Origin of the sequence: Gemmatimonas sp. UBA7669 (genome assembly GCF_002483225.1) — a bacterium.
GTDB lineage: Bacteria > Gemmatimonadota > Gemmatimonadetes > Gemmatimonadales > Gemmatimonadaceae > Gemmatimonas.
On the sequence record NZ_DLHL01000054.1, the window covers coordinates 68,349 to 81,134 of the forward strand.

A 12,786-nucleotide genomic window follows, 5' to 3' on the forward strand; every position below is an offset into this window, starting at 1 on the left:
ATGGCCCGCTCAACGGGCGGCGTCAGGGAGATGATTTCGCGACTGATGTGTCGTTTCCTGGTTCCGGTGATTCGCTGCGCGTCAGCGCCCGTTGCCGGTCATGGTGGAATAGCGGCCCGTCTGATCGTAGGGTCGCGTGAAATTGCCGATGGGGGTGGCCACCTTGAAGTCGCCGCGCACGCGGTAGTTCACCGTGCCCGACTGCATGAGGGCACGACCCGCCGCGCCAAGCCCGGCATAAGTGAACCGCACGGGCAAGCGCACGGTGGACGAATCTCTCTCCGGCACGACAAATCGCCCGTCGAGCTCGCCTTCACCCAGCTTGATCGCATCGATGTCGACCTGATACGTCATGCTCAGCGCGTCGAGCTTGAAGCCGTTCGGGTTGTACACGGACAGCACCACGTCCACGCTGCCGCCCGTCAGACCGAGACCGGTGACGACAACTTCCTTGAGCTGGACGTCGGGCTCCTTGAAGGTGGCCCGACCAAGTGTCGCGCATCCCGCCGCGGCGAGTCCGACAGCCGCGAAGGCAAGCAGACCGGCCGCGCGTGCGGCGAAACGACGACGAGTGAACATCACAGGGGGTCTCCAGAATGGGAGGACGAGGGTTCGGTACGTTCCACTAGCGTGCTGTTACCCGGCGACTCGAGCGGCGGTCCGCCACGCTCTGCCCACCAGGCCAGCCGCTTGGCAATCTGGCGCTCTTCACCGAAGGGCCCCGGATGATAGTACGTGCTGCCCTGCAGTTCCGCCGGCTGGTATGCTTGCGCCACAAACGCGCCGGGATAGTCGTGCGGGTACGCGTAGCTCGCGCGTCTGGCGGGGTCTGGGCGCTGGGCATTGTCCAGATTGAGCAGGTGCGCGGGCACAGCCAACGACGGTGTGGCTTCGGCCGCAGCGCGCGCCGCGCCCCACGCCAGATGCAAGCGGTTGCTCTTGGGCGCCGTGGCACAATACACGGCAGCCTGCGCCACCGCCCGCTCGCCCTCGGCCGGCCCGAGGCGGCGAAAGGCTTCCCAGGCGTGCATCACCACGCCCAGCGCCTCCGGGTCGGCGAGACCAATATCCTCGGTGGCAATGGCGGCCAGACGCCGCAGAAACACCTGCGGGTCCTCACCGGCCTGCAGCGCGCGAGCCAGCCAGTAGAGCGCGGCATGCGGATCGGAACCACGACACGATTTGTGAAAGGCCGAGAGCACCGCGTGTGAGTCGATGTCCTGCCGGTCGTAGCTCACCACGCGCACGCCAAGCGCTCCCGACAAGGCATCGACGGTCATGGTGTCGCCATCGGGCAAAGTGAGCGCAACGGCCTCGAGTGCCCCCAGCGCACGACGCGCGTCTCCATCGCACTGCTCCGCCAACCACGTCACCGTATCCGCATCGGCCACAAGACGGCGGCGTCCAAGGCCCCGCCGCTCGTCGCGGAGCGCCCGAGTGATGAGCGTCACAATGTCGCTCACTGCAAGCGGGCGCAGCGCGTACACGCGGCAGCGCGAGAGCAACGCGCCCACCACCGCGAATGCGGGCACTTCGGTGGTCGCGCCACACAGGGTGATCACGCCACGTTCCACGTGCGGCAACAAGGCATCCTGCTGCGAGCGCGCCCAGCGGTGAATCTCGTCGACCACCACGAGGGTGCGCGTCCCATCGAAGTCGCGACGCTCGGCTGCCTCGTCCACAATGGCGCGCAGGCGCGGAATACCGTCAGTCACCGCGTTGAGTGATACCACCACCTGTTTGGTGTATCGCCCGATGAGCGAAGCGATGGTGGTCTTGCCGGTGCCAGCGGGCCCCGTGAGGATGACACTGCCAATGGTACCGCGCCGAATGGCGTCACCCAGCGGACGCCCTGCGGCCAGCAGATGCTGCTGCCCCACGACGTCTTCGAGCGTTTCGGGACGCATGCGTGCGGCAAGCGGTTCAGCATCAGGCGAGGCAAACAGCGATGGCCCCTCGGACTTGCGTGCGCTCATCGGTGGGCGCTCATCGGTGGGCGCGCATGGAAGGCGTTCTCATGCGCGACGTTCCTCGAGACCGAGGCGCTCGGCCGCGACCCACAGTGCCTCCTCGAGCGCCGCATCGCGACGACGCGTGACACGCTCCGGATTCCAGGTGGGAGGGGGCAACTGTGAACGTGACTCGAAGCTGGCCGCGTCGAGTCGGTACGTCCAGCGGTCGGTGCGTGAATCAATGATCAGCAGGCGATCGCGCGTAATGGTGAATTGGTCCTGATCGGTATACACCGCACACTCCACGGCGCCGAAGGCCACAAGCGTCTGGCGCAGTCGCCCCACCGCTTCACGCACATCCGGCAACGGCAACAGGCTGCCCTGCCAGGTGCGACCGGATCGCAGATCCCGCAGCAGCATGTCCACGGCCGGATCAAAGAAACCCAGCAGGTGGTACACCACATCCATGACCTGCTCCGCCGGTGCGCCCACGATGCTGCGCCACAGGCCAGCATGTGCCGTGGTCACATACCACGCCCCGCCATGCACGAAGCGCGGGTCCTGCGACGTGGACCGCCACGCGAGTTCACTCATGTGCCGCCTGCCGGAGATGGCCCTGCATCCAATCGCGCGCGTGCCATGGCGCTCAATTCGGACACGGTGTTGCGCGCGGGATCAACGAGCACCGCCTCCAGCATCTCGTGCAGCAGCTGCCCGAGCAGCGGCCCCGGCTTTACGCCAAGGCGACGCAGATCGTCACCATCGATGGCGAGATCTCCGACCTCGATGGCATCACGGAAGGCGATGCGCAGCACACGGCGATGCAGCGCACGCCACGCCGCCGGCGACACCTCGTCACGCACCGCCCAGTGCGCCGCGGCCAGCCGCATGAAGGCGGCCATGCGCAGCCGACCAACCCGCGCTGCGAGCCGCCGGAGCGACGCATCATCCGGCCGTGCAGCGGCGACAAGTTGGCCGGTCAGCGATGGGCCCTCACGATGCCAGCGATCGACCAGCGCCCCAACGGTCGATATGTCGAGGTTGGAGAACCGCAGCGCGCGCAGAGCCTGTTCCGCACGCTTGCCATCAAGTCCGGCGAAGAGCGCCGCCAGCCGCAGCGCCTTGCGCAGCGGGCGGGTTGGGAGGCCGGGCTTGGGCAGACGGTCCACTACTTCGGTCTGCGCATTGCTCACGCTGGCCAGGGCCGGAATGAGCACGGCAAACGCCCCGGCATCGCGCCATCGCTGCAGCGCGAGTGACGGCCTGTCGACCTGCTCCATGGTCTTTTCGAGTTCCTGCTTGACCCGCTCCGGCGACAGACGACCGAGATGCGGTGCACTCTCCACCACCGCCTGCCAGGTGGCGTCATCGAGTGCAAAACCAAAACGGGAAGCAAACCGAATGGCGCGAAGCGCTCGCAGACGATCTTCGGTCAGACGCTCAGACGCCGTACCCACGGCACGCACCACGCCGCGCGACAGATCGTCGCGACCACCGAAGGGATCGTGCAGCGTTTCGGCAATGGGATCCCAGGCAATGGCATTGATGGTGAAGTCACGCCGAGCGAGATCGTCATTCAGCGAGACACCAAACTCCACCACCGCATGACGACCGTCGGTGTGCACGTCGCGGCGAAACGTGGTGACCTCGTGCATGCGCCCGTCCCGGTCCATCACACCGACGGTGCCGAACTCGATGCCCACCGGCACCGTGCGTCGGAACAGACGCTGGACCTGACGTGGTGTGGCGGACGTGGCCAGATCCCAGTCGAGATGCGCATGACCGAGCAGCGCATCGCGCACGGCGCCCCCCACACACCAGGCCTCGAAGCCGGCTTGCTGCAAGGTGGCGGCCAGCTCCACCACCGGTGCCGGTGGACGCAAGCGGTCCCGTTCCGCGTGTGCTGTCACCTGCACGTCATCCGCAGAGCACGCTGCCGCCGTTCACGTTCAGAATCTCTCCCGTGATGTGGCGCGCCAACGGACTCGCGAGAAATACGACCGGACCGGCAATGTCATCTGGCGATGCCACACGGCCCAAGGGAATGTTGGCGGCAATGCGCGACAGGCCTTCGCCGGCAAAGGGGCGCGCGACCGCCTCGGTGTCCACCCAGCCCGGCGCCACGCTATTGACCGTGATGTTGCGCGCGCCCAGTTCGACGGCCAATGACTTCACGAAGGAAATCATGGCCCCCTTGCTGGCCGCGTAGTCGGCATGCCCGGCCTCGCCGCGCTGTCCGGCGGTGCTGGAGATGAAGATCAGACGCCCGCCGTCGCTCATGTGCCCCACCGCGGCTCGCGCGCCGTAGAACAGCCCGTCGAGGTTGGTGGCCATGGTTTCACGCCAACGCGACTCATCCAGCGCCGAGACGGGGACCGCCTCGTCTGGCCAGATGCCGGAGTTGCCAACAAAAATGTCGACCCCGCCCCAGAGCCCCACGGCCTGCGCCACAAAGTCATCGTTGGCGTCCCGTGTGGCGAGATTACCCTGAAACGCAAAGCCACGTCGTCCGCTGGCTTCGATGTCGCGCAGTACCGCGTTCGCCGCATCCTCGCGCGAACGGTAAGCAATGCCCACATCCGCTCCGGCCCGTGCCAGCAAGCGCGCGCAGGCCGCACCGATGCCGCGCGCGCCGCCGGTGACCAGGGCGCGACGTCCGCTGAGGTCGATCACAGCGTGACCTCGATGGCATCACAGATGGCGTGCTGAATGCAGAGGTGCATCTCCTGCGCACGGTCGGTGCGGTCAGTCGGCACCACCAGACACAGGTCCGAGCGGCCCTTGAGCGCACCACCATCCCGCGCCGACAGCGACAGCACGGGAATGCCTTTCGCACGCGCCGCGTCAGCCGCCAGCAACACGTTGGGTGAGTTGCCGCTGGTGGAGTGAATGATGAGCAGGTCGCCTGGCTTGCCAATGGCCTCGATCTGGCGTGCGAACAGCTGATCAAATCCGAAGTCGTTGCCCGTGGCCGTGAGCAGCGAACTGTCCGTGGTCAGCGCAATGGCCGGATAGGCACGCCGGTTGCGCATGTAGCGCACGACGTATTCGGTGGCGAGATGCTGCGCATCGGCCGCGGATCCGCCATTTCCGCAAAAGAGCAGCGTACCGCCGCGCGCCACGGTGTCACGCACCATGCGCAGCGCCGCGGCAATGTCCTGCTCGAGCTGCTGCGCCGTACGTTCGGCGGTAGCCGCCAATTCGCGCAGTGCGCCAAGCAGAGGCGCCACGTCAGCGGCTGAGGACGGTGTACTCATGAACCACGGACTCCGTGAAGGGAGAAAGGAAGCTGGTCTCAGCGACCAAAGAAGCGCTTCACGCGCCCAAGCAAACCGGGCGCAAGTGGCGGCACGGGGATCGGGTCTTCATCACCCAACACACATTCGGCGTTGCCATGGGTGAGCAAATCCACCTGATCTTCCCCGCCCCGGTCAAGCAACCACTGCCGCACCGCAGACAGATCACGATGGTCGCCATGATTGTCGGACGCGAGAATGTCGATGTACCCCAGCGCCAGCATCTCACGCGCGAAGTCACTGGGTGCCCCACGCCCCATGAGTACCGACGCATCCGTTTGAATGACGACGCCCAACTTCCGCCATTCACGCACGAGATCGAGTGTGCAGCCGAAGTAGCGCTCGGGATGCGCGAGAATGGGCGTGCGGGCCTGACGGGTAATGCGCCGCAACTCGCTGGAGGCGCCGGGCGGCAAGCCACCCCGGGTGAACTCGACCAGCAGCGCGCGCGAGTCTCCAAGCGTGAGCTCCGTCGCCGACAGGTCGACACCCGGGCTGTCGAGCATGATTTCCCAGCCAAGCTGCAGTTCGAGACCAGCCGGCGCCTGTCGCTGCAGCTCCTGCAACAGTTCACGATGATACGCATACGGCGCCGTGACGGCCTGACTCGCGTTCAGATGCGGCGTGCATACCACCGTCGTGACTCCGTCATCCGCGAAGCGCTCCAGGATGGGCAGCGACACGTCGAAGGAGGGAGACCCGTCGTCGACTCCAGGAAGCAGGTGCGTGTGGAGGTCGATCACCGGGCACGTCCTCAGGGCACAGCAGCCGGTGGCTGACTGGCCTCTCGGGACAAGGCACCCGGCAAGGCGGCAATGCGCTGCATGGCCGACGTGGCCCGCTCGACAATGTGCGTGGGATCGTCGGCCGCCGCTTCGAATGCGTAGGTCACCAGCGCGTCCACGGCCAGGAGGTCGAGCGCCGTGGCCCGCGATGTGGAGCCGGACTGCAGCAGTGCATCGAGCAACCGCTCACCGGCGGCCAGGCACACCTCGGGCACCTCGCGTGCCGGACGGTTGACCTCGTTGGCCAGCAACTCCTGCAGACGCTGCAGCAGCGCGGCCGGCGGCGCCGGCTCGAGCTGCGTGATCCATGTACCGACCGTGGCCTCCGGGCCCAAGGAGTTCATCCGGCCGCCACCAGCTTGCCCACGATCTCCGCCGCACCGGCGAGGGCTGCATCCACCTGAGCGGGATCGACACCGGCCTGCGCCATATGTGGCTTGCCGCCGCCACGACCACCCACCGTCGCCGCCACATCACGCACCACAATGTCGGCGCGCAGTCCGCGATCTCTCGCGTCATCCGTGGCCACCGCGAGCAGCGCGCCCTTGCCATCGGCAAACGCGGCACCCAGCACGGCCACACCGCTGCCCAGTGCCTCGCGCACCGCGTCGCCGAGGGCCTGCAAGGCCTTGACGTCCGGCACGTCCACGCGAGCAGAGACCACACGCGTGCCGGCAATGTCGCTGGCCGCCGCCACCAGCTGCTGCGCCAAGCCACCACCGGTCGCACCACCGCGCATGGCTTCATCGAGACGCTTCTCGAGTTGCTTGCGCTCATCCATCAGGCCATCGAGCTTCTTTTCGATCTGCTCGAGACCCGAGGTGAGACCCGACATCGGCACCTTGAGACGCGACGCCACCTGCAGGAGCGCCCGCTCGCGATCGGCGAGGAACTGGAAGGCACGAGGGCCCGTGATGGCTTCGATGCGGCGCACGCCGGCCGCCACGCCGCTTTCGGACACGATGCGAATGAGGCCGATCTCCGCTGTGTTGCGCACGTGGGTGCCACCGCACAACTCGACAGAAAGTGCGGGAATCTCCACGACGCGCACGACGTCACCATACTTCTCGCCGAACAACGCCATGGCGCCGCGTGCGACGGCATCGTTGTACGACTCTTCCTGAATGGTCACCGGCACGGACGCCCACACGCCGGCATTGGCATCGGCTTCAATGGCCGCCAACTGCTCTGCGGACAACGGACCGTGGTGCGTGAAATCGAAACGCAAACGATCCGGCGCGACGAGCGAGCCCGCCTGATGCACATGATCGCCGAGGATCTTGCGCAGCGCGGCATGCAGGAGGTGCGTGGCCGTGTGATTGCGCTCCGTGTCCCGACGCCGATCCCGCGGCACCATCGCATGTGCGCGGCCAAAGGCTATCTCGCCCGTGGCTTCACCAATGGCCGCGATGCGCCCGTCCACCTTGCGCACTTCGTTGACGGCCACCGACCAGCCCTCACCGGTGATACGGCCGTGGTCACTGACCTGACCACCCGATTCCGCGTAGAACGGCGATTCACGCAGCATCACAGCCACGCGACCGTCGGGCAGATGACGCACGGCCGTTACCAGCGTGTCCACCTCGATCACGTCGTAGCCCACGAAGCGACCCATGCCCGCTTCATGCTGCTGATCGTGCGTCCACAGTGTCGGGTCGGCAAAATCGTCGGCGCTGACCGCGATCTGCTTGCTCTTGCGCTCATCCTGCGACTGCTTGCGCTGCGCCTGCAACGCGCGCTCAAAACCGGCGATGTCGACAAGGTACCCGCGCTCGCGGGCCATCAGGTCGGTCAGATCGATGGGGAAGCCGAAGGTGTCGTACAGACGGAAGGCGTCTTCACCCGAGAGCGTACCACGCATCGCCGTGCTGCCCTGCGTTGACGCGGCCGGCGCCAGCTCCTCGAAGCGCGACATGCCCGCATCGATGGTGGCGAGGAATCGCTCTTCTTCCGCGCGTGTGGTCTCGAGGATGTGCTTGCGACGCACATGCAGCTCGGGATAGAGGTCGCGCATCGTGTCGATGAGCACCTCCACCACATGGACCAGCGTGGGCTCGCGTCGACCGAGCAACCAGGCGTGACGCACGGCGCGACGCAGGATGCGACGCAGCACGTAGCCACGCCCTTCATTGCTCGGGAACACGCCGTCGGCAAGCAGGAAGCCCACCGCGCGCGCGTGGTCGGCGAGCACACGGAACGAGGCCGGATCGATGGGCCGCCCATCCTTGCCCACCGCGGTCCCCAGACCGACGCCCGGACGGTACGGATAGCCAATGCCCACCACGTCCTCCACCTTCTGAATCAGCGGGCGGAAGAGATCGGTGTGGAAGTTGTTGGTGACACCCTGCAGCACCGCCGCGATGCGCTCGAGTCCTGCACCGGTATCCACACTGGGCTTGGGCAGCGGGACCATCGTCCCATCCGCCTGCCGGTCAAACTGCATGAACACGAGATTCCAGATCTCGAGGAAACGACCCGCCTCGGCGCCTTCGACAAACGCGTCGAGCGAATAGTCCTGGATCTCAGTGTTGGTCCACTCGCCGCTTGCTCCCGACGGAAAGGCCCAGTCGGACGCCATGTGCGCGAGGTCCACGTAGATCTCGGTGCAGGGACCGCAGGGCCCGGTGTCGGCCATCTGCCAGAAGTTGTCCTTGGCACCCAGCCCGTAGATGCGGTTGTCCGGCACGTTGGCCACTTCGCGCCAGAGCGCACGCGCCTCGTCGTCTTCATGGAAGACGGTCACCCGCAGATGCTCCCGGGGAATCTTCAGGTCTTCGGTGATGAACTCCCACGCGAACTTGATGGCGTCGCGCTTGAAGTAGTCGCCGAAGGAGAAATTCCCCAGCATCTCGAAGAACGTGTGGTGGCGGGCCGTATGCCCCACCTGCTCGAGATCGTTGTGCTTGCCACCGGCACGCACGCACTTCTGCGAAGTGGTGGCGCGACGCTTCCCCTCCGGCGGGTCCTCCATACCCAAGAAGACCTTCTTGAACTGGACCATGCCGGCGTTGGTAAACAGCAAGGTCGGATCTTCGGCGGGCACCAGCGACGAGCTGGGGCGGATGGCGTGGCCGTTCTTCTCGAAGTAGGCCAGGAAGCGGGTGCGGATTTCGGCAGCGAGCATATCCGCACAATATAGGCAATCAGTCGACGGTTTCGTCAGCGAGCCGCGCCTCGTCCTCGCCCTCCCAATCGGCGCCACTCTCGTCACGCGCCGACAGGACCTCCCGCGTGACATCACGCGCCACACCCCCGCCATAGCCACGGCGCTGCAGGAACCCCAGCAGCCGCCGCGTCGCGACATCGGGCGGCAAAGCCCTGAGCGCCCTCGCGCGTTTTTCTGCCACCGCTCGGCACGCCGCCCGTTCGTCGAAGTCGTCCTCCGCCATGGCCTCCTGCACCGCCGCCTGCACCACACTGCCCGCCACACCCTTTCGCCGCAGGACCTGCGTCACTCGGCCCGGTGCCTCGCCGCGACGCAACCGCGCCGCCGCCTCCGCCTCGGCCACCTCATTGTCCGACAGCACGCCGCTGGCCTCGAGACGATCCAGCGCTTCACGAACCTGCAGCGCTCGTTCCGCGCCTTCCTCGGGCCTTGGCGCCGGCTGCCCCCGACGCAGTGGCGGACGCAGCAGACGCCGTTCCAGCTCCCGACGCGTGCGGCGCCCTCGCGCCAGCATGTCCAACGCTCGATCAGCCATGGCGGTGACGGCCGACTCATGCAGCAACCGCTCCACGACCTCCGCTGACAACACTGCCCCGACGCGGGTGGCGCCACAATCCGACAGCACACCCACCCCAAGCACCAGGGTGCGGCCATCCGACATCTGCAGCAGGTAGCGCCCCGGACGACGTGGGGACTCGCGCAGGTCCTGGATGCGCAACGCGGGTGCGCTGTGTGCAGACGGTTCGCCCACCGTACCAAACCGTTCAGCGTTCATCAGGAAGATTGGTTCCTTTCAGGGAAGAAAAAGAGTCGAGGGGCAACTCACGATGAGGAGTGGTGATCCGGGCACCACTTCCCACCGCGAGTCACCCCTCGACCCGGGCTCAACGGTCCTCAACCAGCGACCTACTCTTCTGTCTCCTCGGCGCCGGGCGCGGCCTCTGCCGCCTTGTTGACGCCAAGTACGACCTTCACCTTCTCCTCGACTTCAGCCATCAGCGCCGGGTTGTCCTTGAGGAACAACTTGGCATTCTCCCGACCCTGCCCAATGCGCTGCGAGCCGTAGCTGTACCACGCACCCGCCTTGTCGATGATGCCCGACTCGACACCGATATCGACCAGCAACGACGTATGGCTGATGCCCTCGGCGTACATGATGTCGAATTCCGCCTGCTTGAACGGCGGCGCCACCTTGTTCTTCACGACCTTCACGCGCACGTGCGAGCCGATGACGTCTTCCTTCTCCTTCACCGGGCCGATGCGGCGGATGTCGAGCCGAAGTGACGCGTAGAACTTGAGCGCCTTGCCACCCGTCGTGGTTTCCGGGTTGCCGAACATGACGCCGATCTTTTCGCGCAACTGGTTGATGAAAACCACCGACACCTTCGAACGGGCGATCGCACCGGTGAGCTTGCGCAGCGCCTGACTCATGAGGCGCGCCTGCAGGCCCACGTGCGAGTCGCCCATGTCGCCCTCGATTTCCGCCTTGGGCACCAGCGCCGCCACGGAGTCGATGACGATCACGTCGACCGCGCCCGAACGTACGAGGATCTCGCAGATCTCGAGTGCCTGCTCGCCTGTGTCCGGCTGCGAGATGAGCATGTTCTCGACGTCGACACCCAGCTTCTTGGCGTACTCGGTATCGAGCGCATGCTCGGCATCGATGTACGCCGCCACGCCACCGGCCCGCTGCGCGTTGGCCACCACGTGGAGACAGAGCGTGGTCTTGCCGCTGGACTCGGGGCCGTAGATCTCAGTGATGCGACCGCGCGGAATACCACCCACGCCGATGGCCGCATCAAGATTGATCGCGCCCGTCGGGATGGACTCGACGCGCACTTTGGCGTCGGTCCCAAGGCGCATGATGGAGCCCTTGCCGCAGCTCTTTTCGATCTGCGCGACCGCGAGCGCCAGGGCCTTGCGCTTGTCGTCTGTGATTACCGAACCCGCCATAAGGACCGCCGTCGTGAGGGGTGAAGCCGCCATGCCCTGGCTCGCGAGAATCTAGGGCGAACGCGAGCAGGACCAAGACCCGAATAAAGTACGAAGAAACTACGATGTGGACAACTCCCGCAAGTGCCCGAATTTACGGCAGGGGGAAGGCGTTCGGCACATGCCTCACCCGGACAGATTGACCGGAAACGAGGATGCCGATGACGTCAAACCGATAATTCAGCGCTTCCGTGCCATATCTGGCGATCCAGACCCTGGCCGATCGGCAAAGCTCCCGCTGCTTCCGGGTGTGCACGGCCTCCACGGGCGAGCCGAACTGCTCCCCATGACGGGCCTTGACCTCCACAAAGGCCACCTCGGCGTTTCGGTGCACGATGAGATCGATATCGCGGCGCCCGTCCCGAAAGCGATGCGCTACAATGGACCAGCCGTCGCGGCGCAACCAGCGCGCCGCGATACGCTCACCAAGGAGCCCGAAGTCCTGTCGCTGTTTCGTCATGGCGCGAGTGTAGCACGCTTCGCTGCGACGTGTTGCACCAATTGCTTGCGCATTTCATCCTGGCGACGCACCGACGCACCGACGCACCGGCACTCGATGATCTGGCGGGCTCGTTCACAGCTCACACAGAGAAGGAGAGGACGCAGAGACCGCAGAGAACATCAGTCTGGGTCCAACTTCCTCGACGCGGATGACACGGATGGGGCGGAAACGACACGGATGAACAACCTCTCAAGGCCGTTATCATTTCAACCCTGCGTGAGCAGCTGGCGATCCATCGCCACACACGACGCCCAGTGGCGAGCCGAGCGTCAGACTCCGCCGCGTGCGGCGATCATGAGGGCCGGGTCGTCGGAAATGATGCCCTGAATGCCCTGTCGCCAGAGGCGCTGCGCCTTGGCCGGCGAGTTGATGGTCCACACGTGGGTCACCACGCCATGCGGACGCGCGGCGCGTGCGATAGCCGACACCGGAACCGGAATGCCGCGATGCTGCGGAGGAATGCAGAGTGCCTGGAACCATGGACGGGCAATGCGCTGACGCAGCAGCGCCGGCGCGAGCAGTCGCGCGACGTCGGGCGTACTGGCACCGAGCGCGAACCCACCACCACGCAGATCCCGAGTGCTCGCCGGATCGAAGCCAGCCACGATGATACGTGACGCGAGGCCATGCCGGACGATCGCTCGGCGCAGCACCGGTGTGGCGGCTGGCGTCTTGATCTCCACGATGAGTGGCAAGGTGGGGGGGAGGGCCTCGATGACCGCGTCGAAGGTGGGGACGGTGACACCGCGTCCACGCCAGGGAAACGTCCGGCCGTCTTTCGTGAAGCGCGCACCGGCATCGAACTGCGATAGGTCCGCCGCCGTCAATGCGGCCACCGGCCCCTGCCCGTTGGTCGTGCGATCAAGCGTGGGGTCGTGCAGCACCACCAGCACGTCATCCCGCGTCACATGTACGTCGAACTCGAGTGCGTCCGCGCCAAGGGCCACGGCCTCGAGCATCGACGGGATGGTATTCTCGGGGGCGTGCGCGCGATTGCCGCGGTGGCCGATGACCGGTCGCGCGTGTGGGTCGAGCAGAATCATGGGGAAAACATACCGGGGCAACACCCTGTGCAGGATGTCGCCCCGGTCAG

General features: G+C 66.1%; 13 protein-coding genes. All 13 read right to left on the minus strand.

Annotation, left to right across the window (positions count from 1 at the left end; all coding sequences use genetic code 11):
- Positions 1-81 precede the first annotated feature (81 nt).
- Complete coding sequence (locus B2747_RS16720) at positions 82-579, minus strand: LEA type 2 family protein (RefSeq protein ID WP_291163538.1); 498 nt, start codon at positions 577-579, stop codon at positions 82-84.
- A complete protein-coding gene (locus B2747_RS16725) occupies positions 579-1,976 on the minus strand; it encodes a replication-associated recombination protein A (RefSeq protein WP_291163541.1) in 1,398 nt (465 codons plus the stop codon). Before B2747_RS16725 ends, B2747_RS16720 begins: the two co-directional genes overlap by 1 nt.
- Before the next feature lie 39 nt (positions 1,977-2,015).
- Complete coding sequence (locus tag B2747_RS16730; RefSeq protein WP_291163543.1) at positions 2,016-2,546, minus strand: hypothetical protein; 531 nt, start codon at positions 2,544-2,546, stop codon at positions 2,016-2,018.
- Entirely contained in the window at positions 2,543-3,862 is a 1,320-nt protein-coding gene (locus tag B2747_RS16735) for a CCA tRNA nucleotidyltransferase (RefSeq protein ID WP_291163545.1), read from the minus strand. Before B2747_RS16735 ends, B2747_RS16730 begins: the two co-directional genes overlap by 4 nt.
- Before the next feature lie 7 nt (positions 3,863-3,869).
- Positions 3,870-4,625 (minus strand): SDR family NAD(P)-dependent oxidoreductase, encoded by a 756-nt coding sequence (locus tag B2747_RS16740; protein WP_291163548.1) that lies wholly within the window; start codon positions 4,623-4,625, stop codon positions 3,870-3,872.
- Entirely contained in the window at positions 4,622-5,209 is a 588-nt protein-coding gene (locus tag B2747_RS16745; RefSeq protein WP_291163551.1) for a D-sedoheptulose-7-phosphate isomerase, read from the minus strand. The genes B2747_RS16740 and B2747_RS16745 overlap by 4 nt, the downstream gene beginning before the upstream one ends.
- A 38-nt stretch (positions 5,210-5,247) precedes the next feature.
- Entirely contained in the window at positions 5,248-5,991 is a 744-nt protein-coding gene (locus tag B2747_RS16750; protein ID WP_291163553.1) for a tyrosine-protein phosphatase, read from the minus strand.
- Between the two features lie 11 nt (positions 5,992-6,002).
- On the minus strand, positions 6,003-6,377 hold the full coding sequence (locus B2747_RS16755; RefSeq protein ID WP_291163556.1) for a hypothetical protein: 375 nt from the start codon (positions 6,375-6,377) through the stop codon (positions 6,003-6,005).
- The gene (gene alaS / locus B2747_RS16760; RefSeq protein WP_291163559.1) at positions 6,374-9,157 is read right to left on the minus strand and encodes an alanine--tRNA ligase; all 2,784 of its coding nucleotides are present in this window, start codon (positions 9,155-9,157) and stop codon (positions 6,374-6,376) included. Before alaS ends, B2747_RS16755 begins: the two co-directional genes overlap by 4 nt.
- 19 nt (positions 9,158-9,176) lie before the next feature.
- Complete coding sequence (locus B2747_RS16765) at positions 9,177-9,974, minus strand: regulatory protein RecX (RefSeq protein ID WP_291163562.1); 798 nt, start codon at positions 9,972-9,974, stop codon at positions 9,177-9,179.
- Positions 9,975-10,105: 131 nt separating this feature from the next.
- Positions 10,106-11,185, minus strand: coding sequence for a recombinase RecA (gene recA, locus B2747_RS16770; protein ID WP_291163565.1), 1,080 nt, complete (start codon positions 11,183-11,185; stop codon positions 10,106-10,108).
- Positions 11,186-11,285: 100 nt separating this feature from the next.
- Positions 11,286-11,651, minus strand: coding sequence for a YraN family protein (locus tag B2747_RS16775; RefSeq protein ID WP_291163568.1), 366 nt, complete (start codon positions 11,649-11,651; stop codon positions 11,286-11,288).
- A gap of 311 nt (positions 11,652-11,962) precedes the next feature.
- Positions 11,963-12,736 (minus strand): glycerophosphodiester phosphodiesterase family protein, encoded by a 774-nt coding sequence (locus tag B2747_RS16780; protein WP_291163571.1) that lies wholly within the window; start codon positions 12,734-12,736, stop codon positions 11,963-11,965.
- Positions 12,737-12,786 lie beyond the last annotated feature (50 nt).

Excerpts from the sequence above, each read along its gene's own strand:
- B2747_RS16720 (WP_291163538.1), bottom strand. The coding sequence starts at position 579 with ATGTTCACTCGTCGTCGTTTCGCCGCACGCGCGGCCGGTCTGCTTGCC.
- B2747_RS16725 (WP_291163541.1), bottom strand. The coding sequence starts at position 1,976 with ATGAGCGCACGCAAGTCCGAGGGGCCATCGCTGTTTGCCTCGCCTGAT.
- B2747_RS16730 (WP_291163543.1), bottom strand. The coding sequence starts at position 2,546 with ATGAGTGAACTCGCGTGGCGGTCCACGTCGCAGGACCCGCGCTTCGTG.
- B2747_RS16745 (WP_291163551.1), bottom strand. The coding sequence starts at position 5,209 with ATGAGTACACCGTCCTCAGCCGCTGACGTGGCGCCTCTGCTTGGCGCA.
- B2747_RS16755 (WP_291163556.1), bottom strand. The coding sequence starts at position 6,377 with ATGAACTCCTTGGGCCCGGAGGCCACGGTCGGTACATGGATCACGCAG.
- alaS (WP_291163559.1), bottom strand. The coding sequence starts at position 9,157 with ATGCTCGCTGCCGAAATCCGCACCCGCTTCCTGGCCTACTTCGAGAAG.
- B2747_RS16765 (WP_291163562.1), bottom strand. The coding sequence starts at position 9,974 with ATGAACGCTGAACGGTTTGGTACGGTGGGCGAACCGTCTGCACACAGC.
- recA (WP_291163565.1), bottom strand. The coding sequence starts at position 11,185 with ATGGCGGCTTCACCCCTCACGACGGCGGTCCTTATGGCGGGTTCGGTA.
- B2747_RS16775 (WP_291163568.1), bottom strand. The coding sequence starts at position 11,651 with ATGACGAAACAGCGACAGGACTTCGGGCTCCTTGGTGAGCGTATCGCG.
- B2747_RS16780 (WP_291163571.1), bottom strand. The coding sequence starts at position 12,736 with ATGATTCTGCTCGACCCACACGCGCGACCGGTCATCGGCCACCGCGGC.